The organism is Vibrio sp. Makdt, assembly GCF_027587015.1.
In the GTDB taxonomy this organism is placed as follows: Bacteria; Pseudomonadota; Gammaproteobacteria; order Enterobacterales; family Vibrionaceae; genus Vibrio; species Vibrio chagasii_B.
Genome location: NZ_JAPPTH010000029.1, coordinates 29,783 through 54,681, shown reverse-complemented (window position 1 = coordinate 54,681; position 24,899 = coordinate 29,783). Strand labels below are relative to the sequence as shown.

Below are 24,899 nucleotides of genomic sequence, written 5' to 3'. Positions count from 1 at the left end.
GGCTAATTTGTCATCATGTAGATGGGCGGTAACGTTTGCTATGGGATGAGGCTCACAAAAGCTTAGCGGGATTTCATATGTGTGCTGTATATTGCGCGCGCATCCCTATTTGAAGTGTGGTTATTAATCCCAATGAATATCAATAATCTTTCGATTAAGAGTAAAATCGCGATCCCGCTGTTGGTGATTGTGATTGTTTTTTCTACCGTTACCGTGCTCAACGTTATCAGATCAAATGCTCAAGCTGCGATTAATAACGAGCTCAACAATGTCGTTCAACCTGTTCTAGATAACCTAGAAGATGGCTACCGCGATATCTACCAAATCATCGCTTCAGCGCAAGGCTTGTTACTTGCGAAAGATCAGGCGGCGATTGACTATCAAAAGTTCGAATTCAAAGACAACGCTTATAAAGCGGTTCCACGCTTTGAAAGTGTTGAGACTTTGTATCGAGCTGGTGTGTTAGATCCTTCTTCACGTGGTGAACTGTCTAAACTGGTTAATGCGATGAGTAAGTGGGTCGCGCTACACGAACCTATGTTTGCTGACCCTGCGAATGCACATCAATACAACATTGATTACTCGCCAGCGTTAGATGCTGAGTTTGCGATTATCCGTAAACAACTGCGTGATATCCGTACCCTGATTGAGTTGAAGCAGAAAGAGCTGCGTCAGCAAGCGGGCGACTCAATTGAATCAAGCAAGTTGATCATTGAGGTTGGAATGGCAGTCGCTGTTTTTGCCGCATTGTTTGCGATGTGGTTATCGAACCGTTTCATTGTTCAACCAATTCAGAACGTTGAGAAAGCAATGAATGAGATCGCATCAGGTGATGGTGACTTATCTCAGCGCATGAAGGTGGAAGGGAACGACGAGATTGCTCGTTTAAGCTCTGCTTTCAATAAGTTTGTTGGCAAAATCCACGTTACGGTTGAGCAAGTAATTTTCACGTCAAACGCTGTTCGAGCTGAGATGGAAAATATTAAGTCGCTCACTCAAAGCGTTGCTGAATTCTCTTCAAACCAACAGCGAGAGAGTGAAGTTGTTGCGGCTGCTGTTCATGAAATGCAGGCGACTAGCGAAGTGGTGAGTGGTAATGCCCTAGATGCGGCTACCGCAAGTAACGTTGCGAATCACGAAGTGGAGTCGGCAGACACTACGCTTGGTCTAACCGTGACATCAATTGAACGTCTAGCTCAAGATATTGAGAACGCGGGTGGTGTGGTTCAGGAATTGGATATTGATGTGAAAAACATCGCCTCTATTCTTGGCGTGATCAAAGGTATTGCTGAACAAACTAATTTGTTGGCCTTAAATGCAGCGATCGAAGCGGCACGTGCTGGCGAACAAGGTCGTGGTTTTGCTGTAGTCGCGGACGAAGTACGTGCATTGGCAAGTAAAACTCAAGACAGCACTGGTGAAATCGAGGCTATGATTGAGCGTTTAGAGGTCGGGGCTAAGCATGCTGTTGGCGTGATGAGCGAGAGCAAAATCAGCGGCGAGAAAACCATTATTCAAGCCGGGACTGCAGCGTCTTCTTTGAGTGAGATTCGTAATTCAATCGGTAAGATGAATGACATGAACACGCAGATTGCGACGGCAGCTTCTCAGCAGTCTCAAGTGTCTGAAGAAGTGAACAAAAATGTTCAACGTATCGCAGAAAGTACGATGCAAATGGTTGAGATGGCGAGCAGCGCTGAAAATGCGTGTATGGCTTTGGCCGAGCAATGTGAGGCGCTGGATAGCCTAGTTTCTCAGTTCGAGGTGTAACATTTAGAGCTGAGATGAACGTGGTTTGTTCTCGTTAGCCGCAAAGAAATAGCAGAAAGCCCGAACTCCATGAGTTCGGGCTTTCTTTTTAGATACATGATCCGTTGTTGACCGTGAGCTGCTAGTGATTAGCTGCTACGACCGTCTTGGTATGTGTAACGGTAATCAACTTTTACGTTTGCTTGGTAGTGAACATCGCCGTTCATGTTGGTGATTTTCTTCACCTCCATATTCGCGTCATCAATTTTGAACGAATCGTATTTTGTTGTTTGCTGGAACTGTGGTAGTTCTCTTGAAAGCTCAAACGGTGTCTTTGTGCTTAGCTCATCCATAAGGTTCGTGCCTGCATCGTATGCTTCCGCTTCAGTAACAAAGGTATCAGACTTTAGCGTTGTTTCTTGGATCGTCGTTTTAGTGGCTGCGAACGCTGTGGTGCTGAGTACAAGAGTTGATGCAAGTATGATTAATTTTTTCATAAGAGTACCTGACTTTGTTGTGTAACCAATAATTCGAGTTTTCAACCTACCAACAGTAGATAAGAATAATGTTAGGACAAAAACGAACTTATGTAAGAAGTTAGTCCCGCAGTTATTGTTCGTTGAGAGTTATACGCAAAGCATATCAAGCAAGGTGACAGAATTCGGTAACTTCAATACACTGCATGGGTATCCACAGTTCAGCACAAGGTAAAGGCATGGCCAATTGGGAAGGGGTAAGTGAGTTTGTTGCAGTCGCAGAGCGTGAGAGTTTTACTGGTGCCGCACAGAAGCTTGCTACATCGGTCGCTCAAATCAGTCGCCGAGTAGCAAATCTCGAAGAACGTCTCGCGGTGAAACTGCTCAATCGAACGACTCGCAAGGTTTCTCTTACAGAAGCCGGGCAACTCTATTATCAACAGTGTAAATTGTTGGTCGAGGGCTTAGAGATTGCGGAATTGGCGGTAACACAAATGCAATCGACACCGAAGGGGCTTCTGAAAGTAACGGCTCCTGTCACCTATGGTGAGCGCCAACTAGCACCAATACTGCACCAATTTTTAAAGCTTCACCCGCAAGTCGAGCTAGAGTTAATGCTGACCAACCAAAAGCTCGATTTGATCGACTCGGGTGTCGATGTCGCAATCCGTCTTGGTCGATTAGAAGATTCAAGTCTCGTCGCAAAAAAGCTTTCTCAACGCCAGCTCTACGTATGCGCAAGCCCTGAATATATTGAGAATTATGGTGAGCCTCATACCCTCTCCGAATTGACCAACCATCAATGTTTAGTCGGTGGCTTTGAGCACTGGCGCTTTAAAGAAAACGGTCGCCCTCGCTCCGTCCGTGTTAATGGACGTATCAAGTGCAATAGTGGTTTAGCCTTGCTAGATGCAGCGAAGCAGAGTATAGGCTTGGTGCAGTTACCGGAATACTACGTGAGTGAAGATCTTGATTCTGGTGAGTTGGTCGAAGTGCTTTCCGATTACCGAGACGATAAAGAGGGGATCTGGGCGCTCTACCCGCAGAACCGTAATCTGTCTTCAAAGGTTCGTTTGCTCGTAGACTTCCTTTCTGAGCAATTGGATTGATCCTATGACCGACAGTGAGCGTCATTCAGCAAGTCAAAGTGAGTTGATACTCAGTGTGTTCGATACACTCGAACAGCATTATGGCTATTTTGATTGGTGGCAAAGGAATGATCCTTACGAGATTGTTTTAGGCGCTATTTTGGTTCAAAACACCAACTGGAAGAACGCAGAGAAAGCACTCATTAACTTAGGTGAGAAATGCAATCCAAGGTCGGTTGCTGACATCGAACTTGATGAACTTGCCCAAAAGATTCGTTCCAGTGGCTACTACAATCAGAAAGCCATCAAGTTAAAGGCTGTGACGGAATGGTTTTCGAAGTACCACTACGATATGTCTGTGGTTCGTGAGCAAGACAAGGAGCAACTGCGTAAAGAGTTACTGGAAGTGAAAGGGATTGGCGGCGAAACGGCTGATGCGATTTTGGTCTATGCGATAGGTAAGCCGTCTTTCGTTATTGATGCGTACGCGCGAAGAATCTTCACTCGCAACGGACTCGATGTGCCTAAATCGTATGAGAAGTTTCGAGCCTTGATGGAGAGCGTGATCCCCTTGGATACAAAAAGGTACGGCTACTACCATGGGTTGTTGGTTGAGCATGGGCAGCAGTTTTGTAACCCCAAGCCAAAGTGTCAACATTGCCCGCTAAACAGCATGTGTATCGAAGCTAGAACTCAGACTAAAATTTAACTCGCTTAAGGCTCAATATCTCCGATGGAATACAAAACTAACTCTTCGGGGTTGTTGCCTTCGCCAAGTGTGTGAATGTCTTCACCTTCCTCTTTGAGTTGAAGAATGCACTTCATTGCTTTGCTCTGTTCAACACCAATTATGGTTTTCATCTCTGAAGCGGATACGCCAAAGCGCGTGGCGATCAATAAATCACGAACCTTCTTCTTATCTGAATTAAACATCTTATCTGCCTACCTACGAGTCGATGACCTTGCAACCCAATAAGTTTAACTGACTTTTGTAAATTGGCACTTAAAGCTGATGAAAAAGGAAGAACAAAGAACGGGGGAAGGTTTGAGTTGAGACTGAGAAATTCGGGCTTCAGATTGGGGAGCCTAAAGCCCGAATTTATTTTAGAGGATAAAGGTTAGACCGTGAAACGATCCACTAGGTGGTAAAGCTCATTCGCGCGGTTATTGAGGTTTTGGCTACCAGCACGGTTTTGATTGGCTAGTGATGCGGATTGAGAGCTTTGGTCTGATATTACGACAATACGTTGAGATATCTCTTGGCCTACAATGTTCTGTTCTTCAGTTGCTGTAGCAATCAGTGAGTTCATGTCCATGATGGTATCGATCGACTCTTGGATCTTCGCTAGTGCAGCCGCTGCAGCATTAGCTTCTTCGACCGTTTGAGCACTGCGGTTTTGGCTTGAATCCATCGCTTTGACTGCAGCGTCTGAAGCGGCTTTTAGCTGTTCAATCATTTTGTGAATGTCGCCCGTACTTTCTTGAGTTCGGCTTGCCAGCTTACGAACCTCATCGGCGACCACTGCAAAACCACGACCTTGTTCACCTGCACGAGCTGCTTCAATTGCGGCATTAAGTGCCAATAAGTTAGTTTGCTCGGCAATGTCTTGAATGACTGCCAACGAAGAGGAAATGTTTTGTACATCGCCTTCTAAGCGAGATACCACGGTGTTGGCTTCAGATACTTCACTCGCTAGGCCGGCTACTGAATCAGCTGCTGCGTTTACGATCTGTTGAGCTTCTTTGGCATTGCTTTCTGCTAGCTTGGCTGAATCTGCGGCTTGGCTAGCGTTGCTTGAGATTTCTTGCGCCGTTGTTGTCATCTCAGTCATCGCGGTAGCGACTTGCTCTGTTTCTTCGCGCTGACCTGTGGCAATTTCGTCGACCTGTGCCGCGCGGGAAGACATGCTGCTTGTCTCAGCTACCACTTGCTGGCCAACATCGCTTACGCTGCGAATGATGGTTTGAAGGCTAGCAACAAAAGCATTGAAGTTCTCGCTGAGCTTTGCGAATTCAGGTGCTTTGAAGGTTTCCATTCGTGCCGTTAAGTCGGCTTCACCACTTGCGAATGCGCTAATTGAATGATCAAACTGTTCTAGCGGCTTCATGATGGTACGGTTCACAGCAACAGCGAACACGGCAACCACTAGGGCGATCAAGCCACAGAAAAGGGCGATAGCAGTCAGTGAACTTTGAAGTGCTGTATTTGAACTCTCTTTCATCTCGGCAATGACTGCATCAATATCGTCAGTATAAAAACCAGTGCCTAGCATCAAATCCCATTGTGGGATGAATATCGAGTAGCTGAGTTTTGGTAGGGCTTCAGATTGACCAAGTTTCGGAAAATAGTAAGTCGTGAATTCGCCAAGCTTTGAGTTCTTGATGAGGTCACGAATCAGGTAATTGCCTTTTTTGTCTTGTAGGTCGTAGTAGTTTTTGCCGATGCCATCCGTATTCTGTCCGACGACCACTCTCACACCTTTAGAGTCGTAACCAAAGATATAGCCCGATTCGCCATACTCGAGTGTTCTTAAGGTTGGCAAGGCCTCCTCTAATGTTGCACCTCTTTCTAAGAACGGGCTGATAGAAGACTGGGCCATTTGCAGATACGCTTTGAGTTCCTTTTCTTTCATCGCCATCATATTGCTACGCGTCGATTCTACTTGTTGTGCGGTTAGCTCGGTGCTCTTCATATACGTCACACTCATCATCCCGATTGCCATCAGCAGCAGTGGAATGAAAGAGAGAATATAAAGGCGGTTTTTTATGGTTAGGGTCATGTCACGCTTCCTGTGTGATTGTCTCATGCAATTTTCAACACATTATTAATGTGGTTTCAAAATGTAAATGGGCTTGTTGTTTAATTGTTACCCTAGAGTGTTTTTGTTTTATAAATATGATGGCGGTTAAATTTTTGATGTGACATCCCTTGCAACTAGGGGCTTAAGGGAGATGCGACTCATTTGTTTCGATGCTTTTGAATTCAACGTTGCTTTGCTAGAATGCGACGCTTTGTAGCACCCTGCTATGTCTATTCGTTAAGTGAGAAAGATTCATGAACAAAAGCCATGTGACTATTGGTTTAACTAACCCGAAGAGCCCGACAAACGTCGGTGCTGTTATGCGTGCGGCTGGTTGTTATCAGGTCGATGAAGTTAAATACACAGGGCAACGCTACGAAAAAGCCGCTAAATTTCACACCGATACCAAGAGTGCAACGCGCACAATCCCACTGACCGGTGTCGAGTCGTTTTTAGATAACCTTGATCCTGAAACCAAGATTGTTTGTGTGGAACTTGCCGAAGGTGCTACGCCACTGCCACGTTTTAAACACCCAGAAAATGCGATTTACATTTTCGGCCCAGAAGATGGTTCTATTACTCAAGACGTTGCCGATAGAGCAGATCACGTTGTGTACGTTCCAACAGTTGGTTGCATGAACTTGGCTGCAACCGTGAATGTGCTGCTTTATGATCGCCTTGCTAAGTCAGATGAAATGGACGAGAGCAACGAGCTGATTAAGAAAAGCCGTGATAATCGCAACCATCTAGTTATCAAAGAGAAGCGCTAGTCTGACTCTCGTGGTTAGATATTTTTAAAACTCAATATCGCTAAAGTCGAAAGTAAACAGGTTTAAAATATATTTGACGATGACAAATATGAAGAAGATGGTCGCAATAGATAACACGATATAAAGTAATGTTGTCATTTGAGTTACCTTTGTATTAGTTAATGTATGTCCGTAATAAAAAACCACCTAACAAGGTGGTTTTTTATTTTAAGGGTGGAGGCTATTGGTGTTTCATCTGATGAAGTGTGTGCATGATAACCAATACAATGGCGGCAACAGCGCAAGCCAAAAGCGTCAATGCTAAGTCGGCGAACTCGGCTGCTCTGTGTAAGCCAAAGCCAATAATCAAGTAATAAAACAGGCCTAATAGAGCTCCGGCACTGCCTAAATGGTCGTGATATTTAGTCAAAGCGCCACTGAGCAAATTAGGTAACGCAAGCCCGAATGATAACGATACAAATACCATTGGGATGAAGAACCAAACGGATTCCTGCATGATAAATACACCAATGCCTGCAATAAGTAATAGGCAAGACGCAAACGCTACAATTTTGTCATGGCTTAAATGCATGCGAATTAGCTTCATATTAATAACAGAGCCTAATACTGATCCCATCGCAAGAATAAAACCGGTATTACCAAAAAAGTTCACACTTGCCCCTAATTGCTCAAACATAAACGGGGCAATACTGTAGTACGAGAATAGCGCTATATTAAATAGCCCAACCATTAACGTTACGTACCAGATGTGTGCATCGGTAAGCATTTTTATAGCAACAGAGACTAGGCTGTCTCTTTTTGTATTTGCAGGCTTTGTTTCTGGCAGTTTACCTAATGACCAAATCAGTAAGATAGCCACAAGTACCACCATCGCCATGAATACCCATTTATAGCCACCTATAGATGTCAACCAACTACCAGCCAACATCCCAACAACAGGGCTGATACCAATAGAGGTACCCACAATCGAGAAGACGTGGCTGAGTTCTTTACCTTGATAACCATCACGGATAATAGTCTGTGTGCAAACAGAACCAACAGCGGCACCAAAAGCACAGCAGCCAAAGCCCGTGAGCATTAAAGTGAATGTCGGCGCTAACATGGTAAACAGAGCTGCAATGATAAAGACGACTAACCCCAGTAAGGTAGAGACTCGTCTTCCTAATACATCACACATGCGCCCCCAGAATACGACTCCGAATGCAAAAGCAATGAAGAATATAGACATCGCTTGTGCCGCTTCACTACTGCTAACCCCAAAATGGTTTTTTACAGAAGTCAGAGCCGGGCTATACATGGTTTCTACTATTTGCGGAAACATCAGCAACACAACCGCCAATGGGATAGAAATTTTTCCAATAATCTTGTTCATTTTTTGTTTTCAAATACCTCTAATTAACATCGTAATGATTTAGTTATTTCCTGAACCTCTTAATCAGGGGGATAACAGAACAGGTACTATTCTAGGCATGATGTGCTAATGTCTTATAATGAGATTTGGACATAAAATATCGAAATAAGGACAAGCGGCTCAATGGCATTGATTTCAGAACAAGATGACTTTTGTGCAGACGACCATAACGGGTTAGTTGTTGGCGTTGCTGCTGAGGTCTCTAATCACGCTTCTGGCATACATTTTCATGAAAAAGACCAGTTACTGTTTTCGAAGCACGGGTGCATGACAATCACATTGGAAGATGTTAAGTATGTCTTACCCCCAATGAGGGCGGCATGGATCCCGAAAGGCGTTCAGCACGATGCTCAGATGACCAACATTACTCAGTATCGCTCGCTGTACTTTGATCAATCCTTGTCAGAGCGCTTACCAAGAGGTGTGATGATTTTCGATATCACGGCGTTAATGAGAGTCTTGATAGAGCGAATGGCATTTTGGGCATTCGATAAGCCTAATAGTGAGCAAATCAATACGTTGAATTTGTTTATCGAAGAGCTGAACGACTCGCAAGAGGTGTATCTGTCTTTGCCGTTACCTCAAGATCATCGCCTCAAATCTTGGTTATCTGATATTGATAATCAAGATTTTATGGCACCGTCGTTGGCACAGTTGAGTGAGGTTGTTGGAGCGAGCGAAAAGACGATCACTCGGATCTTTAATAGAGAAACCGGAATGCCATATCAAAGTTGGCGGCAGCAGTGGCGCTTGTTGGGCGCGATTGAATTGCTGTCGAGTGGCATGCGCATATCGGATGTCGCCGATAGGTTGGAGTTCTCCAGTGACAGTGCATTTATTCATTTCTTTCGCCAGAAAACAGGCATGACACCAATGAATTACATGACCAACACATCCAACGCGGAGGCTATGTAACCTTCGTTAATGTCAGCCTCTAATCGCAATGTATATGTTAGTCTAGTGGCTTAATTACGCTCGCGAATCACAAGGACATCGATTTGAACCTAAGACAACTGGAAGTCTTTTACGCCATTATGCAGACCGGAACCGTATCTGGAGCCGCACGCAGCTTGCATGTGTCCCAGCCTAATGTGACGCGTATTTTGGCGCACACTGAGCAGCAGCTGGGGTTTGGCTTGTTCGAGCGTGTCAAAGGGCGATTGGTGCCAACGGTTGAAGCGAAAACCTTGTTACCAGAAGCGGAGAAGGTCTACCAACAATTAGGCCAATTTCGGTCTTTGACCAACAAAGTAAAGCAAGGTCATCAGCATTTACGTATTGGTGCGCCGCCGATTCTAGCGACCAAATTGCTGACTCCGGTAGTCGCCCAAATGTCTCGTGAGCAATATTCCAGTAAACAAGAGCTTTCTTTTGAATTGCTGACTGCCAACCGTGACGAACTATGTGCTGGGCTATTAAAGCATGAGCTTGATATTGCTATCGCATTTGGCGACGAAGCACCGCCAGCGATATTGTCAGAAACGCTATTAACCAAATCCCTTCAGGTTCTAGTTCCATCTAACACCGTAGAGCATCTGCCGACAGAGTTAACCCTTGATGACTTAATCAATTATCCGTTACCAATCATCGGGCTTGATAATCGTGATCCACTGGGTTTGCTGCTCCATCAAAGCTTGATTGCACGCGATGAGCATTATCATCACCCAATATCGGTACGCGGATATAGCGCTGCGGCGGAGCTGGTTAAGCACCAAGCAGGGTTTGCGATTGTTGATCCGTGGACGGCAGAACAGTATCAAAATGACGATGCAGTCTGTGTGTTGCCGCTTCAACCAGCTATTACTTTCTCAGTATCGACTCTATGCGCTGAACATACGCCACAGTCGATTGCAGCTAAACAGTTCATTTCAGCACTGCAGCGCTCATGTTATTAGCTAAGTGCTGTTAGCTGATTAGTTTACCGTCTCCGATTACTACCCATAACATCAGCTACCCATAACATCATGTTATAGGCACGCGATAAATAGGCATTCGGCAGGGCTTAACTTCTTAATTAAGGTAAATCCATACAAGGACTCTTAATTAGGAATACACATGTCTATCGCTCAACCTTATCTTCTTTTTCTTGGGGATGTAACTGACCCTCTGGCTGCAAAAACAGCTCGTGGTATTCATCAGTGGCGACCAGAAATCTGCCTTGGTCAATTACGTTTAACAGAACAGACCGTTTCTCTTGGCTTGACGGATCTGACCTTGCAAGAGGCACAAGCGCAGGGGGCGAAAACGCTAGTTATTGGTACTGCAAACCCGGGCGGCGTGATCCCTGAGTCATGGCAACCAACCATACTGGCAGCTGCAGAAATGGGATTTGAGATTGCATCCGGCATGCACCAGCGCTTGAGTGAATTCTCACCGCTTGCTGACATGCAACAGCGAGGATTGACTAAGCTTCATGATGTACGCCATTTTGATGGTGTCCTAAACGTTGGTAATGGCAAGCCTCGTCAAGGTAAACGTCTGCTTACGGTCGGTACCGATTGCTCGGTAGGCAAAATGTTTTCTGCACTGGCGATTGAAAAATCGCTTAAAGAAGCGGGAACATCTGCTCAGTTTAAAGCAACAGGGCAGACAGGTATCTTGATTGAAGGCAGCGGTATTTCGATTGATGCAGTGGTTGCGGATTTCATTTCGGGCGCGGTAGAAGCGATCAGCCCTGATTTTACCGACCACCAATGGGACATCATTGAAGGCCAAGGTTCTTTGTTCAATCCTTCTTTTGCTGGTGTAAGTTTGGGTTTGTTGCATGGCGCGCAAGCTGGTGCTTTGGTGCTGTGTCATGAAGTAGGGCGACCACATGTTCGCAATTTACCACATGCCAAATTACCCACGATAGAACAGACGATTGACGCTAATTTGCAAGCGGCGAGACTGACTAATCCAAATGTGAAGCTGGTGGGTATCTGCCTGAACACCTCGGCAATTAGCATTGAAGAGGCTGAAACATTGTGCCAAGAATGGACTGAGACTTATCAAGTGCCCGTGACGGATCCAGTGCGATTTGGTGTACAACATATTACTGATCATTTGCGACATTCACTTTAACGATTTCATCATTTCTACGTTTCCATTTGTTAAAGCGAACATCAACCGAGTGAAATTATGAAGATTACTGCAGAACCTATTACTATCGCGATGCAAACGCCTTTTCGCATCTCTCGAGGCAGCCGAACAGAGTGTCATGTTGTTCGCGTTTACATCGAACATAATGGTAAAAAAGCGCAAGGCGAGTGTACGCCTTATCCACGTTATGGTGAGTCATCAGAGTCTGTGTTGGCGCAAATTCAACAAGCTGCTAGCTCTCTTGAAATGGCTTTTGAGCGTGGTATGACCGACCCTGAAGAATTACGAGATCATCTTCAGTCCTCATTGGCGGGAGGGGCTGCGCGTAATGCTATCGATTGTGCACTTTGGGATTATCAAGCGCAGCAAAACGAACAGATCTTTCCGAATAGCTTGTTCGAGTTACCTAAGCAGATTGTTACCGCAATGACAGTTTCGATTGGCACACCAGAAGCGATGGCAACTCAAGCTCGAGATTATGTGGCGAACGGTGCGAAACTTCTAAAAGTGAAGCTTGATGGTGAACAAGTGGTAGAGCGTGTGCGCGCTGTCCGAGAAGCAGCACCAGAAGTCAAAATTGTACTGGATGCCAATGAAGCTTGGACTGGATTGAATCTCGAAGAGCTGTTCAATCAGCTGACTGAGTTTGATATCGCGATGATAGAACAGCCTCTGCCGCAACAGCATGATGCCTCTTTGGCACATATCAAGCATCCTATCCCATTGTGTGCTGATGAAAGCTGCCACACCACTTCGCAGTTGTCATCGTTGTTGGGCAAGTATGAAATGGTTAACATCAAGCTTGATAAAACCGGTGGTTTGACGGAAGCATTAGCCCTTGCCGAAGAAGCGCAAAGGCTTGGTTTTACTCTTATGTCTGGCTGTATGCTTGGCACTTCACTGGCCATGCGTGCGGCGCTGCCTATTGCTGTGCAGTCTGAAATTGTCGACCTCGACGGCCCTGTATTACTTGGTCAAGACGTGACGCCAGCACTGATTTATCAAGATGGGATGATCATTCTTTAACTCGTTGAGTCTCGGCTATTAAATTTACGTGATATTGATGAAATCGCATAGGTGAAAGCCTATGCGATTTTTTATATTGATAGAGTAATCACGTTTCTGTCGGTGAAGTCACTTTCTTCTCTCTCAAAACAGACAGTCTGGGGTTTATAAAATAATTGTTATGGTGTTTTATGTGAAATGTTAATGATTGCTCTTGTTTTCATAGTTTCACTAAAACTATTTGAAGTGGCTTTAAGTCGGGCTAACCACCTAACTGATTGAATCATTGACCTTTACTGTTGGTTTTTGATGAGAAGAAGGTGGGGCGAGTGAGTAGTCGTGTCTCAGAGGTGATAGACAACAAGGACCGTTTTGAACGTCCATTTCCGATAAAGATTCCGCGTCGTAAGTGGTTTGGCTGGAAAGGCATAGAGCTACGTTTGGTGCTGGCGTTAGCCATGTTATCGATGACTACCATCTTCCTCTCGGTAGTCTCCAGTTTCACCTTTGAAAACCTAAATCAACGCCTTGTTGAACTAAAAGAGAGTGAAATCCCCGCTTTAGATAACGCAGCTCGCTTAAATGACATGGTGCGTGTCATTATCACAACCTCATCTCAACTCAGTGATGCGGAATCCAATTTAGAGCGTAAACAAGCGATGCTTAAAATTGAAGATGCTATTTCAGTTATGAATAGCGTTATGGTGCAATTTCCGGATTATCACTCTTATTTTAAAGATCTTATTGCTCAAGTTAACAATAGCCTCAGTCTGTTGTACCAAAGTGAGATTGAATCTGAACAGCTCAACCAAGAACTTCGAAATCTACTCGAAGGCTTTTACCCGCTATTGCAGCAAGCCAGTGATTCACTCGATAGCTTGCCTGATTCAGCCAAAGAGCAGGTTCAATTCACGCAATTAAAGTCCCTGCTGTACTACCAATTAGGCTTGGTAGAAAAACTGTATAACGACTCCAGTTTTAATGAGCTGGATTACACCAGTTTACGACTTGAGCAGGTTGGAGAAGAATGGTGGCAGCTATGGGTAAGTGGAGATCTAAGAAGTGATTTTCCAACATTGGACAATCAACTTACCGTGATTTACAACCTAGCCTCAAGTGATAGCAGCTTGTATGGGCTGAAAAACAAAGCGCTCGACCATCTCTATCAAGAGCAATATTTCTTACAAAACAGCCGTGAGCATTTGAATCAGTTAACAGTACAAATCGAACGTAACACTAGCCAAGTGAACCGCAATATTGATCAGTCGATCCAGCAGGCGCAACACTCTTTGCAATCGAACCAACGTTTGTCACTTTTTCTCTCTCTTTTTAGTGTGTTAGCTGCCGCGGCTATCTCATGGTTCTATGTGCGCAAGAGTATTTTGGAAAGGCTATTACAGCTTAAAGACAACATGTTCGCGATTTCTACGGGCCATTTAGATACCGAAGTCGCGATTCGTGGCAAAGACGAAGTGACGCAAATGGCTAAGTACTTAAAGGTATTTCAAACCACCGCCAAAGTCGTCAAGCAAACCAACCGCAAATTGGAGGCAGAGGTAGAAGAACGAACCTTAGCCGAGGCCAAGCTGCGTGTTACTCAGGATGAGCTCATTCAAGCTGGAAAACTGGCCGCGTTGGGGCAGTTAAGTGTCGGCATTACTCACGAGATCAATCAACCTCTGACCGCAGCAAACAGTCACGTTCGAAGTGCTCAATTATGGTTAGGTAAGCAAAGGCCAGACAGAGCAGAAGACAACCTGAAAAAGATTGAGATCTTGTTAGATAAAGTGGCTGCGATTACACGTCACTTGAAGGCATTTTCGCGTAAGAGCGATGGCAAAATTGATAATGTCGAGTTGGATAAGGTGATTGATGACGCGATCGCTCTCTTTGAAACTCGGCAGAGTAGGGTGTCAATTCAGTATTTCCCACAAAGCTATCAAATGGTTCGAGCCAACAGCATTCGCTTAGAGCAGGTGCTGGTGAATTTAATCAGCAATGCGTTGGATGCCGTTGAACACAGGGAGCGGCCCCAGCTGAGCATCTCCACTCAAGAGTATCCGAACACTATTCAAATTGCAGTTAAGGACAATGGATTAGGAATACCCGAAGAGGACATTCCTTATCTGTTCGACCCATTTTATACCCGTAAGACAACCGGTAAGGGGCTCGGGCTCGGTTTGTCTATCGCATACAACATAATTAAAGACTTTGGCGGCTCGATTCACGTCGAATCGATTGAACACCAAGGCACCACCTTTATCGTCACTCTACCAAAAGGCACAAACTCATGACTTCAGAAAAACACATAGTTATTATCGACGATGAAACCGACGTTGTTGAAGCCGTGAGTGAAATGTTGGAACTCGAGGGTTTCCGTGTCACGAGCTTTACCGACCCAAACCTTGGTCTAAAGTCCCTGAACGCAAACAGTCAGTCGGTGGTGTTGTGTGATGTTCGGATGCCACAAGTGGATGGGCTTACGTTGTTGAGTTCAATCCAACATCGCGCAGCCAATGTTCCTGTATTACTGATGAGTGGGCATGGTGATATTCCGATGGCAATCGAGGCGATGAAGTTGGGTGCGTTCGATTTTCTGGAGAAACCTCTCAATGCCAGTGAGTTGGTAGAAAAGCTCGACTTGGCGTTGGCACAGTGTCAGCAAAACAGCCCTGCAACGTTAGACGACGATCAGGATACAGAACTACCGATTGAATCTGTGGTTATCGGTCAATCGCAAGCGATGGATACCATACGTAAGCAAGTGCTTGCGCTCTCTCATACTGGCGTCGATACCATCATTAACGGTGAGACAGGCACTGGCAAAGAGGTGATTGCTCGCGCCTTGCATCAGTTTAGTCGTCGTAAGACAAAGCCGTTTGTCGCAATAAACTGTGGTGGCATGACAGAGAGCATTATTGAGAGTGAGCTGTTTGGTCATGAAGCGGGCTCGTTTACCAGTGCCAATAAGAAACGCATCGGAAAAGTAGAACAAGCCAATGGCGGCACTCTGTTTCTTGATGAAATTGAAAGTATGCCGATTGCAGTGCAGATTAAGTTGCTACGCGTGATTCAAGAACGAGTGATCGAGCGTGTGGGCGGTAATGAATTGATACCTGTCGATATTGTGGTGGTTGCCGCGAGTAAAGCTGACCTCGCAAGCCTCAGTGAATCTGGTGAATTCAGAGCCGACCTTTTCTATCGCTTAAATATTGCTAGCCTTAACCTCCCGGCACTCCGCCAACGCAAAGAGGACATTCAGGTGTTGTTCCGCCACTTTGTGATTCAAGCGAGCCACAAATACAAGACGCGTCCTTCGACGATTTATCCCGAACAGATACAACAGTTGTGCCGACATGAATGGCCAGGAAATGTGCGTGAGTTGCGTAACGTTGCCGACCGATTTGTACTCGGTATTGTCGGCGATGGCTTTGATCTTCAATCACCGATTTGTGAATCGACTGGGGAAGATTTCGCCTTTGAAAAGCAGATGGATCAGTACGAGAGAAATGTAATAACCGAAGCCTTGATAGAGAGCGCGGGCAATATCAATGAAGTCTCAAGCAAGCTGAATCTGCCACGCAAAACGCTTTATCGAAAAATGAAAAAACACCAGTTGGATAAAGAGAGTTTCAAAGCTTAACTCGCTAGGTTGGTTATCAAATAACAAACCTAAACCAAAAGACAAAGTAGAAGAAAAAGCACAAGACAATAATGACCCATTTATCATTTAGTCGAATGATTAACTGTTTCAAGTAATTGTAATAAAAGAGTTTTAACATTTGGCACAAAGCGTGCAATCCCAACATTGTGGCATCAGCCCACATGAGGTCATATCAGAAAAATAGAAATGACCGGATTAAGGAAATTAGAAAAATAATTGCTTGTTGCAAGGAGATACAAACATGAAGCAAATACTGAAAGGTTCGATTGCTCTGATACTCGGCGTTAGCTCAATAACAGCATGGGCGGCGACAGAGTCAGCAAACCTAGGTCCTCGTCCCCTCTTTTTAGTCAACAATATGGACGAGAGCCCTTTGAAAACCAAGCTGCTCAGTTGTAGCGAAGGGCCTTTTCATCGTAGTAATTTTTCTATTGGGCATCGTGGAGCTGCAATGCAGTTTCCCGAGCACACTAAAGAATCTTACTTAGCGGCGATTCAGATGGGAGCCGGTGTCGTAGAGTGTGATGTTACTTTCACTAAAGATAAGGAATTGGTGTGTCGACATTCTCAAAGTGACCTGCACACCACAACCGATGTATTGGCTCACCCAGAGCTTGCTAAGAAGTGTTCAGTTCCATTTAAACCAGCGAACCCTGCGACAGGCGAAGATGCTCAGGTTGAGTGTCGTACTTCCGATTTCACGCTAGCGGAGTTTAAGACGTTAAAAGGAAAAATGGATGGAGCGAACCCGAAAGCAACCACAGTCGAAGAGTACATGAACGGCACTCCGGGTTGGCGAACGGATCTATACAGCCAGAGCGGGACGTTAATGACACACGCAGAAAGTGCGGCGCTGTTTAAAGAACACGGTGTGAAAGTGACACCTGAATTGAAATCGGCAGCGGTTGAGATGCCTTTCAATGGCTTCAGCCAAGAGATGTACGCGCAAAAGCTGGTGGATGAACTAAAAGATGCGGGCTTTGCACCTTCAGAGACTTACTTGCAATCGTTCGACCTAGATGATGTGAAGTACTGGATCAAAGCAGCACCCAAATTCGGTAAACAAGCCGTTTATCTTGATGACCGTGTTTACGAGCAAGCGGACTTTGTCGCTTCTGTTGAGAACATGAAAGAGCTGCACGATGCGGGTGTAAACATCATCGCGCCGCCCCTGTTTGCTCTGGTTGATTTAGATGAGAACAATGAACTGGTTGCGTCTAACTACGCCAAACTCGCTAAAGATGCAGACCTCGAGATTATCGCATGGACTCTGGAACGTTCAGGCCCACTAGCGCAAGGCGGCGGTTGGTACTACAAGAGCGTGAAAGATGGCATCAACAATGATGGCGACATGATGAAAATGCTCGATGTGTTGGCACAAGATGTAGGTGTGATGGGCGTATTCAGCGACTGGCCTGCAACGGTAACTTACTACGCAAACTGCATGGACAGCGACGCCTAAGTTATCTGGATTATTGAAGAATACTAAGAGAAAAAGTAGTGAACCAAAGAGCCTTCGGGCTCTTTTTTTACCGTTAAAATTGATGGGACATAAATGACCCAAATGTAAGCTTTTGGGTTGGACATGAATGACTCAAAATAGATTGTTGAATTTGAGTTTTTCGTTAAGTTGTTGAATTTGAAAGAATAAAAATATGGCATAAAGGCTGCAATAGTGAAGGCGACTTTCAACAATAAGTAAAAGTAAGGTTTGAATATGAAAATCAGTGTTAAAGGACTGTTAATCGCTAGCTCATTACTACTTCCTTCAATGGCTATGGCAAGCGACTGCTCTAGCCGTGGTGTGTTAGACGATCGATACTGTGATGAAAACCAAGATTTGGTGGCAGACTCACCAAAGAACCCAGATGAATGGAATGATCCAAGTACGCTTGTGTTTACCTACACACCAGTAGAAGACCCAGCGCTATACAAAGATGCGTTTGCCGACTTCCAAGCTCACCTAAGTAAAATCACAGGTAAGCGAGTGATCTACTACACCGTGCACTCGAACTCTGCACAAGTAGAAGCGATGCGTTCTGGTCGTTTGCACGTTGCTGGTTTCTCTACGGGTCCAACTGGTTACGCGGTTAACCTAGCGGGTTACGTTCCAATTGCAGTGAAAGGCGATGAGTCTGGTTTCCAAGGTTACAATCTGATCACCATTGTGCGCAAAGACAGTGGCATCAACACCATGGCTGATCTAAAAGGTAAAAAGGTTGCACACACTTCTGCATCATCAAACTCTGGCAACCTAGCTCCTCGTGCGTTATTCCCAGCTAAAGGGTTAGTGCCAGATGAAGACTACAAAGTGCTGTACTCAGGTAAACACGACCAATCTATCCTAGGTGTCTTCAATGGAGACTATGATGCAGCACCAGTGGCATCTGACGTGTACGATCGTATGGTAGCAGCAGGTCGTGTTGATGATTCTGAGCTTAAGATCATCTACCGCAGCCCACGATTCCCTACGTCTGCTTTCGGTTACGCTTACAACCTAAAACCAGAGCTAGTTGAGAAGATCAACGAAGCCTTCTTCAGCTACCGCTTCACACCAGAGATGAGTGCATCATTCAAAGGTGCAGACCGTTTCTCGCCAATCAGCTATAAGGAAGAGTGGGGCGTAATTCGTGATATCGCTCATGCGACAGGCACGGCTTACACCAAAGCAGGTTTGAAAAAACTGGCTGAAAAAGACGCTGCTAAACGCGCAAAGAAAAAAGCCGCTGAGTTAGCGAAACAAGCAAACAACGGCTAACCCTTAGTTCTCAGAACACTTACCTCAACCAATACCAGTTACTTACTACGATTGGTACCAGTATCTATGCCCTCGCGGGTAGGGCATAGATCATTCTAAAATTCGCACAAGGAAATGTAGTATGGCCGTAGCAAGCTATGACGGAATAAAGATCAACAACCTATTTCATGAATATGTGGCAGGCAAGCCAATCCTTAAAGGCATTAATATTGATATCGACGAGCCTGGTATCATCGCGATTATCGGACCGTCAGGTACCGGTAAAAGTACGCTTCTACGTTGTATTAACCGTCTTAATGACCCTAGCCAAGGGGAGATCATTTTTGATGGTGCCGACCTGACTCAACTAAAAGGCCAAGCACTTCGTAAACAGCGCCGCCATATCGGCATGGTCTTTCAAGAGTACAACTTGGTAGAGCGTTTAACGGTTATCGAAAACGTGTTGAGTGGGCGTTTAGGTTACATGAGCGCTTGGAATGCGTGGCGCCGTAACTACTCAGCACAAGACTTAGCAAAAGCGTTTGAGTTACTGGAATTTGTTGGTCTGCAAGATTTTGCAAACCAACGTGCCGACAGCTTATCTGGCGGTCAAAGGCAGCGTGTTGGTATTGCTCGTGCAGTAATGCAAGACCCTTATATCCTTCTTGCTGATGAACCAACCTCATCACTTGACCCGAAAACCGCGGTTGAGATCATGGAGTTGATGGAAACCTTTGCCGAACAGAAAAACATCCCGGTGTTGGTGAATATCCACGATGTGAACTTAGCCAAGCGCTATGCCAAACGTATCATTGGTATGTGTAATGGTAAGGTGCATTACGATGGCAGCCCAGAAGGCATCTCAGAGGAAGATCTGAAAATCATCTACGGAGGTGAGTCATGGCTGGATTAAACCCAAGTTCGTCGCCAAGTCTTTCGCAAGCTAACCGTGAAAACCCGTTTAAAGCGTCGTGGACGAACCGCGCGATCATCGCTGGTGTTATCGCTTATTTGTTCTTTAGCTTTTCGACATTGGGGCTGACGTTTGAGCGTTTGATCATCGGCTTTGGTGAAAGTGAACGATTACTATCTCGAATGTTCCCGCCTGATTTTTCACGTACCAGTTTGCTATTGAGTGGTCTCGCAGAGAGCTTGCAGATTGCGATTATTTCGAGCTTCTTTGGCATTGTGATTTCATTATTCCTTGGTCTACTTGCTGCAAGAAATATGATGCCAGCGATCGTCTCAACGCCGGTCCGTGCTTTTATCGCCTTATGTCGCTCTTTTCATCCAGTGATCATCGCCATTTTATTTGTAAAAGCGGTGGGCTTTGGGGCGCTAGCTGGCATCTTGACCTTGGTGTTTGCGTCGATAGGCTTCATCGCTAAGCTTTTCGCTGAAGCGATTGAAGAGATCTCTTTTAAACCGGTTGAAGCAATTAAAGCGACTGGCGCTAGCTTTGTAAGTGTCATTCTGTATGCCGTGATGCCGCAGGTTTTCACGCGATTTATTGGCTTTGCAAGCTATCAGTTGGATTCTAATCTGCGTAATTCGACTATGGTGGGCATTGTGGGGGCAGGCGGCCTTGGCGGAACACTTTTCTCTGCATTCCAACGTTTCGACTATGACTTCGTTGCCGCTATCTTGCTCACCATTATCGCACTGATTCTTGTCGGTGAATTCCTTTCCAACATTGTTAGGAGAATCTTCTAATGACAACTGCATCTATCGATAGAGAGTGGCAGCGTTTTACACCTAATGAACGTGTGGCTCGATTCGCCGTTTACCTTAGCCTAGTGTGTGCCATTGTTTGGTCTTGGCAGACGGTGGAAGTGATTCCTGAATTTCTTTATGACGCGCCTGCTCAGTTCGCTGATATGTTTCAGCGTATGGTGCCAATGGATTACGCTTTTTACCCACAAACGATCCATGCCGCGATGATTGAAACGTTGCACATCGCGACCTTGGGTACGCTGTTTACTTTGGTGTTCGCGATTCCTTTGGCGTTGTTGAATGCACCAAATATTACTCCCAATAAAGCGTTGAACTGGTTTGCTCAATTTTTCCTTGTGTCTTCACGTTCGGTGAACTCACTGGTATGGGCATTACTGTTTATCGCACTGTTTGGCCCCGGTGTTCTCGCCGGCATCATGGCAATTGCAATTCGCAGTATCGGCTTTGTAGGGAAGCTGTTAGCGGAAGCCATTGCCGAAGTGAACATGGGGCCTATTGAAGCCTTACGCGCAACGGGTGCTTCGTGGATGAGTATCTTGTTGAAAGGGTATTGGCCACAAGTGATGCCAGCGTTCTACTCAATCGTGTTATTCCGTTGGGACATCAACGTTCGTGAATCTGCGGTATTGGGTTTGGTGGGCGCTGGTGGTATTGGCGTGGTGCTTAACGATGCTCAAAACCTTTTTGAATGGCAAAAAGTTTCGATGGTATTAGTGAGTATTTTTGCGGTGGTTATCGTTGCAGAAGCGGTGGTTATCCACATCCGTAACAAACTGATTTAATCGGTGTGTTGTGTTCACTTTGTTTTTTATGACATGTGTTTCGTGTGAAAGTTGAGAGCTTGCCTATCTAGCATTTTAAAGCTCAAACGACCCTAGGTAATTCGGTCTACCTAGCGGTCGTTTTTTTATGCGGTGTGTTCTGTATTAAACTGTATTTAACGGAGAGCGAGCGCTTAGAAAATACAGTGTTTAGCAAAATCACCCACTTCATTCGCCGTCCAGTCACCTTTTGGTTTCTCTTTCATATCTTCACACCAAGCTTCACTGCCCACTTCTGTACAAGCCATTAATTGAGTGGCTAGGAAAAGGATCAACGCGACTTTCTTCATAACAAATATTCCGTTTGGTGTAGGTTATCTAGGGTTACTTTACCAAAGACTACTGATGATTGTCATAGCTATCAGGGGCCGGCGATATAGATTTGAGCTGAAGTCGCGATTTGGTAACGAGAAGGGATGACGGAGTCTCAAGATCGAAAAAGCCAGCAACATGTGCTGGCTTTGAAATTCTTAATAAGCTTCTTTTATCGGTAAGCTTTGACTACTTGAGGAGTTATACCAGTTTCATCTCTTGGATGATGTCCGAAGCAATCTCTGGCTTGGTACTTGTTGGTTTCTCGTGTAGGTCTGCTTTTAATTGTCCCTTACGGTTACTTAGGCCTGCTTCTAGCTTCTTGATTGCTGAAGAAATAGCTGGGTACATTACGTCATCTGTCGCTTTTGCGTTTACACGCACACCTTCGTAGTTGGTGAACACTTCAACCTGATGTTGACCATGTTCTTTGGTAATGATGATGTCGCAGCTAATCAGTGATGGAAAATGGTTAGATATCTTTTCGAATTTACCTTCGATGTCTTTACGTGAGTCGTCGTTAATTGATACGTGATGTGTTTGAACGTTTATTTTCATAAATCATACCTTTCCAATGACTGTGTCATTTAAACGTAGCAAACATCGGATAGATTAACCAATAGAGAAAGTACACATGTGTGATTGACTTCAGTGTTATCAAATAATCTCTACTTACTCCCTTGAAAGTCCGAATAACTGATCGCATATTATGTTTCGTGTTTTCGAGACATGTTCAAAAATACTCCATCCTTGATGATTTGCTCTAATTATGAGCGTCACTCTAGTGAATATCTCTTCATCGGCTTTATAATTCCGAACTTGTCACTTGGCTAACTTCTTTCGTATTTGATAAATAAGTTACCACTAGACTCTAATTTATAGACACTCAACAGCCCACTCCATATTGAAGTGAAACTCACCTGCGGTAAGCTGCGACTCTGGGATGGTAATACGTGCCTTAATTGACACTTCGTTATTGGATAAGAGCTGTTCACTCGGAAACTCCACGCCTTGACGCCAGTAATTAATGTCTCCTTCGTACCTAACGGGTGTTTCAACTTTGAACCTTACAAGTTCTGAAGTGCGAGACTCATCGATTGAGCCTAGGTCAATGTGCTGCAACTTAAGCAACAATCGAGAGTCTTTTCGATTGGATTCCAGCTTTAGTGTGATTGCCCGGCCATCGTAGTCTTGGCCAAAGCTCATCTCACCTTGGTTATTTATCACCTCTAGCCCGCAGCGCTCTCTCACGTGTTTCTTAAAGCTCAATGTAGAGTGATTATTAGATGCAAGCGTGCAGCTAGAGAGGCTCAGTAAAATAAACGCGACAATAAAGCGTAGCATGTTAGTTCACCATAACGCGGACTATAAAATCCGTGACCGCTTGTTCAGTAACTGCCACATTACTGATGGTTTGTTTATCTTTGAGGGATACCTGATAGCTCGAGCTCAGTACGATATCGGTATGGTGATATTTGTACTCAACAATGAGATCACAGGTGACACGATCGGCTTGTTTTACCGCCGTCGTGGTATCGGTGTAGTTAACACGGCTTTCTGTGTCGATGAGTTCGATACTCGACCAGTCGATGTATTCTGAATTTGAAAGTGCATCAAAAATTCGACGCTCATGATTCTCTGAACCATCGACACATATTTGATTGAACTGTTCGACTTCTTGTCTATCGAAGCCGGTGCTCACAGCGTAGGGCGCGATAAATAAGATCGATAAGAATAATAGTAAGGTTTTCATAAAGCCTCTGAGTCAGTAAGCCCTCTTGAGTAGAGGGCTTTCTGTGGGAGAGATGATGGTTAGTTACACTCGACTGTCCATGTAGTTTTAACTTGATAATCAATGCCTGACTGAAGATCACCTTCATCAACATCTACTCGAGCATATAAATTCAGATTGTCTTCGTCTTCGATCTCATCACGTTCGATATCAAATCCTCTTTCCCAATGATCCAAGCTTTTGTCTTCATTAATGGTACCGGTTGACTCTATATGGATATCTTTCTTCTCAATTTGCTCACTAAATGAGGATATATCTATATCCGTTGCGGATAGTTTGACCTTTTTATCTGTGTTACTAATTAACTTCACAGTTGCGTGAGATTCGTTGTAATCTTCCCCAAAAGCAAGGTCAGCCCTATCTTGTGTCGCATAAACTCCGCATTGAGAATCAACACTTCCTGAAAATATGACATCACCAGAAACTGGCTGATGGCTCGCTTCATCGTCATTTGCGGACGCGACAGATATATTGGTGGCTAGCGCAGCTACAACAGCTAGACCAAGTAATGGTTTTTTATTAAGCATTTTTTACTCCGAAAAAGTGGTATTGCTTTGTTTCATCTTCAGCAGTCGATATTTCTCTGCTTCGATTTGTAATAGCTTGAGCTCATGTTCCGCTTGAGCCAGCTCTTCTAAACGTTCTCGCTCACGAAGCTCGAACTCATACAGTCGACGACAGTCAACTCGTTCCTCACCACCAAACTGAAATGTGACAGCAGCGTATACGCCGGCCTCATCCTGATTTTGGTAGTAATAATTGTTGTAATAGCTATCGCTATCCTCATTACCTGTTGAGCCGTAAGTTCCGAACTGAACGGTTTTGCCCGTAGAGATCGCTTGTTCGCAAGAAGCCCCCTCAGACGTACGAACTCGGTCGGTTCCTGATGGGTTAGATACACTCGGTATCGGGTTCGCATAAACGGGTAGCGTTAGAGCAAGGCTGCTCAATGAAGCGATAGCCAGTGCCACGACAGTCAATAAAGCTCTGCGCAGCGTTGTAGTGATGTTGTTCATTATCAGTACCGTCTGAATTGGGTTAATAGCGCTTGAATTTAAGATTGGTGCACACTTCGTAGCTGTTCGGAGAGTCCGTCACCATGCGTGTGCAGATCTTTTTCTTGGTCGTTTGAGCGGCTGGCGTCTTAACATTGATATCCAGCTCTATCTCTTGATTCGCATCGAGTTGGATTTTGTTTGGGAATTCTTTGTCATCAATCCGCAGGTAATAATCCGCTTGTTTGGTGTAACGATTTACCAGTAAAAACCTCACCTGAGTCTTGTCGGAGTAGGTCTGAAATTCGGTATTTTTCCATTTGTGCACGTTTGCATGTGCTAAAGAACTGCTCAGCAATAACGCAGCAGTAATGATGTAAATAGCCTTCATGAAAGCCTCAAAATGATGATTGAGGTCTCATTTTAGGTTTGTTCAAATTCGGGTCTTACCATTTTGCGCCAC

The 24,899-nt window shown here is 44.9% G+C and carries 26 protein-coding genes; 15 read left to right on the top strand and 11 right to left on the bottom strand.

Features of this window, described 5'->3' with window-relative positions; translation table 11 throughout:
• Nucleotides 1-132: 132 nt before the first annotated feature.
• The gene (locus OH460_RS23915; RefSeq protein WP_269999778.1) at nt 133-1,770 is read left to right on the top strand and encodes a methyl-accepting chemotaxis protein; all 1,638 of its coding nucleotides are present in this window, start codon (nt 133-135) and stop codon (nt 1,768-1,770) included.
• A 128-nt stretch (nt 1,771-1,898) separates the two neighbouring features.
• Here the strand turns inward: OH460_RS23915 and OH460_RS23910 are convergent, their stop codons facing one another.
• Nucleotides 1,899-2,246, bottom strand: a complete 348-nt coding sequence (locus tag OH460_RS23910; protein WP_008216610.1) for a DUF3316 domain-containing protein — start codon at nt 2,244-2,246, stop codon at nt 1,899-1,901.
• A gap of 218 nt (nt 2,247-2,464) precedes the next feature.
• On the opposite strand from OH460_RS23910, the gene OH460_RS23905 reads away from it, so the two are divergent.
• Complete coding sequence (locus OH460_RS23905; RefSeq protein WP_008216609.1) at nt 2,465-3,334, top strand: LysR family transcriptional regulator; 870 nt, start codon at nt 2,465-2,467, stop codon at nt 3,332-3,334.
• A 4-nt stretch (nt 3,335-3,338) separates the two neighbouring features.
• Complete coding sequence (locus tag OH460_RS23900) at nt 3,339-4,022, top strand: endonuclease III domain-containing protein (protein ID WP_269999777.1); 684 nt, start codon at nt 3,339-3,341, stop codon at nt 4,020-4,022.
• 5 nt (nt 4,023-4,027) lie between these two features.
• Here the strand turns inward: OH460_RS23900 and OH460_RS23895 are convergent, their stop codons facing one another.
• Together OH460_RS23895 and OH460_RS23890 are read right to left on the bottom strand one after the other, a co-directional pair.
• The gene (locus tag OH460_RS23895) at nt 4,028-4,246 is read right to left on the bottom strand and encodes a hypothetical protein (RefSeq protein ID WP_008216605.1); all 219 of its coding nucleotides are present in this window, start codon (nt 4,244-4,246) and stop codon (nt 4,028-4,030) included.
• A 185-nt stretch (nt 4,247-4,431) separates the two neighbouring features.
• Complete coding sequence (locus OH460_RS23890) at nt 4,432-6,093, bottom strand: methyl-accepting chemotaxis protein (protein WP_269999776.1); 1,662 nt, start codon at nt 6,091-6,093, stop codon at nt 4,432-4,434.
• 275 nt (nt 6,094-6,368) lie between these two features.
• Between OH460_RS23890 and OH460_RS23885 the strand changes: the two genes are divergently transcribed.
• The gene (locus OH460_RS23885; protein WP_269999775.1) at nt 6,369-6,884 is read left to right on the top strand and encodes an RNA methyltransferase; all 516 of its coding nucleotides are present in this window, start codon (nt 6,369-6,371) and stop codon (nt 6,882-6,884) included.
• A gap of 220 nt (nt 6,885-7,104) precedes the next feature.
• Here the strand turns inward: OH460_RS23885 and OH460_RS23880 are convergent, their stop codons facing one another.
• Nucleotides 7,105-8,256: an MFS transporter gene (locus tag OH460_RS23880; RefSeq protein ID WP_269999774.1), complete on the bottom strand. Its 1,152-nt coding sequence runs from the start codon at nt 8,254-8,256 to the stop codon at nt 7,105-7,107.
• A gap of 162 nt (nt 8,257-8,418) precedes the next feature.
• Between OH460_RS23880 and OH460_RS23875 the strand changes: the two genes are divergently transcribed.
• The 11 genes from OH460_RS23875 (at nt 8,419) to phnE (OH460_RS23825) (ending at nt 21,298) form a co-directional block, all read left to right on the top strand.
• Entirely contained in the window at nt 8,419-9,210 is a 792-nt protein-coding gene (locus OH460_RS23875) for an AraC family transcriptional regulator (protein ID WP_061033851.1), read from the top strand.
• A gap of 83 nt (nt 9,211-9,293) precedes the next feature.
• Complete coding sequence (locus tag OH460_RS23870; protein WP_269999773.1) at nt 9,294-10,190, top strand: LysR family transcriptional regulator; 897 nt, start codon at nt 9,294-9,296, stop codon at nt 10,188-10,190.
• A gap of 160 nt (nt 10,191-10,350) precedes the next feature.
• Nucleotides 10,351-11,358, top strand: coding sequence for an N-acetyltransferase DgcN (gene dgcN, locus OH460_RS23865; RefSeq protein WP_269999772.1), 1,008 nt, complete (start codon nt 10,351-10,353; stop codon nt 11,356-11,358).
• A gap of 57 nt (nt 11,359-11,415) precedes the next feature.
• The gene (dgcA, locus tag OH460_RS23860; RefSeq protein ID WP_269999771.1) at nt 11,416-12,402 is read left to right on the top strand and encodes an N-acetyl-D-Glu racemase DgcA; all 987 of its coding nucleotides are present in this window, start codon (nt 11,416-11,418) and stop codon (nt 12,400-12,402) included.
• 299 nt (nt 12,403-12,701) lie between these two features.
• The gene (locus tag OH460_RS23855; RefSeq protein WP_269999770.1) at nt 12,702-14,675 is read left to right on the top strand and encodes an ATP-binding protein; all 1,974 of its coding nucleotides are present in this window, start codon (nt 12,702-12,704) and stop codon (nt 14,673-14,675) included.
• Nucleotides 14,672-16,024: a sigma-54-dependent transcriptional regulator gene (locus OH460_RS23850; RefSeq protein WP_269999769.1), complete on the top strand. Its 1,353-nt coding sequence runs from the start codon at nt 14,672-14,674 to the stop codon at nt 16,022-16,024. The genes OH460_RS23855 and OH460_RS23850 overlap by 4 nt, the downstream gene beginning before the upstream one ends.
• 262 nt (nt 16,025-16,286) lie before the next feature.
• The gene (locus OH460_RS23845) at nt 16,287-17,507 is read left to right on the top strand and encodes a glycerophosphodiester phosphodiesterase family protein (RefSeq protein ID WP_269999768.1); all 1,221 of its coding nucleotides are present in this window, start codon (nt 16,287-16,289) and stop codon (nt 17,505-17,507) included.
• A 255-nt stretch (nt 17,508-17,762) separates the two neighbouring features.
• Nucleotides 17,763-18,803, top strand: a complete 1,041-nt coding sequence (phnD, locus tag OH460_RS23840; RefSeq protein WP_102425933.1) for a phosphate/phosphite/phosphonate ABC transporter substrate-binding protein — start codon at nt 17,763-17,765, stop codon at nt 18,801-18,803.
• A gap of 121 nt (nt 18,804-18,924) precedes the next feature.
• The gene (gene phnC / locus OH460_RS23835) at nt 18,925-19,695 is read left to right on the top strand and encodes a phosphonate ABC transporter ATP-binding protein (protein WP_171762508.1); all 771 of its coding nucleotides are present in this window, start codon (nt 18,925-18,927) and stop codon (nt 19,693-19,695) included.
• Nucleotides 19,683-20,495, top strand: a complete 813-nt coding sequence (gene phnE / locus OH460_RS23830) for a phosphonate ABC transporter, permease protein PhnE (RefSeq protein WP_269999767.1) — start codon at nt 19,683-19,685, stop codon at nt 20,493-20,495. The genes phnC and phnE (OH460_RS23830) overlap by 13 nt, the downstream gene beginning before the upstream one ends.
• The gene (phnE, locus tag OH460_RS23825; protein WP_008216584.1) at nt 20,495-21,298 is read left to right on the top strand and encodes a phosphonate ABC transporter, permease protein PhnE; all 804 of its coding nucleotides are present in this window, start codon (nt 20,495-20,497) and stop codon (nt 21,296-21,298) included. The genes phnE (OH460_RS23830) and phnE (OH460_RS23825) overlap by 1 nt, the downstream gene beginning before the upstream one ends.
• A gap of 173 nt (nt 21,299-21,471) precedes the next feature.
• Here the strand turns inward: phnE (OH460_RS23825) and OH460_RS23820 are convergent, their stop codons facing one another.
• The 7 genes from OH460_RS23820 to OH460_RS23790 form a co-directional block, all read right to left on the bottom strand.
• A complete protein-coding gene (locus OH460_RS23820; protein WP_269999766.1) occupies nt 21,472-21,627 on the bottom strand; it encodes a DUF3012 domain-containing protein in 156 nt (51 codons plus the stop codon).
• A gap of 223 nt (nt 21,628-21,850) precedes the next feature.
• Entirely contained in the window at nt 21,851-22,207 is a 357-nt protein-coding gene (gene hpf / locus OH460_RS23815) for a ribosome hibernation-promoting factor, HPF/YfiA family (RefSeq protein WP_008216582.1), read from the bottom strand.
• A 318-nt stretch (nt 22,208-22,525) separates the two neighbouring features.
• The gene (locus OH460_RS23810) at nt 22,526-22,993 is read right to left on the bottom strand and encodes a hypothetical protein (protein ID WP_269999765.1); all 468 of its coding nucleotides are present in this window, start codon (nt 22,991-22,993) and stop codon (nt 22,526-22,528) included.
• A gap of 1 nt (nt 22,994) precedes the next feature.
• Nucleotides 22,995-23,402: a hypothetical protein gene (locus tag OH460_RS23805; protein ID WP_269999764.1), complete on the bottom strand. Its 408-nt coding sequence runs from the start codon at nt 23,400-23,402 to the stop codon at nt 22,995-22,997.
• A gap of 59 nt (nt 23,403-23,461) precedes the next feature.
• The gene (locus OH460_RS23800) at nt 23,462-23,968 is read right to left on the bottom strand and encodes a hypothetical protein (RefSeq protein ID WP_269999763.1); all 507 of its coding nucleotides are present in this window, start codon (nt 23,966-23,968) and stop codon (nt 23,462-23,464) included.
• Between the two features lie 3 nt (nt 23,969-23,971).
• Nucleotides 23,972-24,457, bottom strand: a complete 486-nt coding sequence (locus OH460_RS23795) for a hypothetical protein (protein WP_269999762.1) — start codon at nt 24,455-24,457, stop codon at nt 23,972-23,974.
• A 22-nt stretch (nt 24,458-24,479) separates the two neighbouring features.
• Nucleotides 24,480-24,827 carry a hypothetical protein gene (locus OH460_RS23790; RefSeq protein ID WP_086714292.1) on the bottom strand — a complete coding sequence of 116 codons (348 nt, stop codon included), beginning with the start codon at nt 24,825-24,827 and terminating at the stop codon, nt 24,480-24,482.
• Between the last annotated feature and the right edge of the window lie 72 nt (nt 24,828-24,899).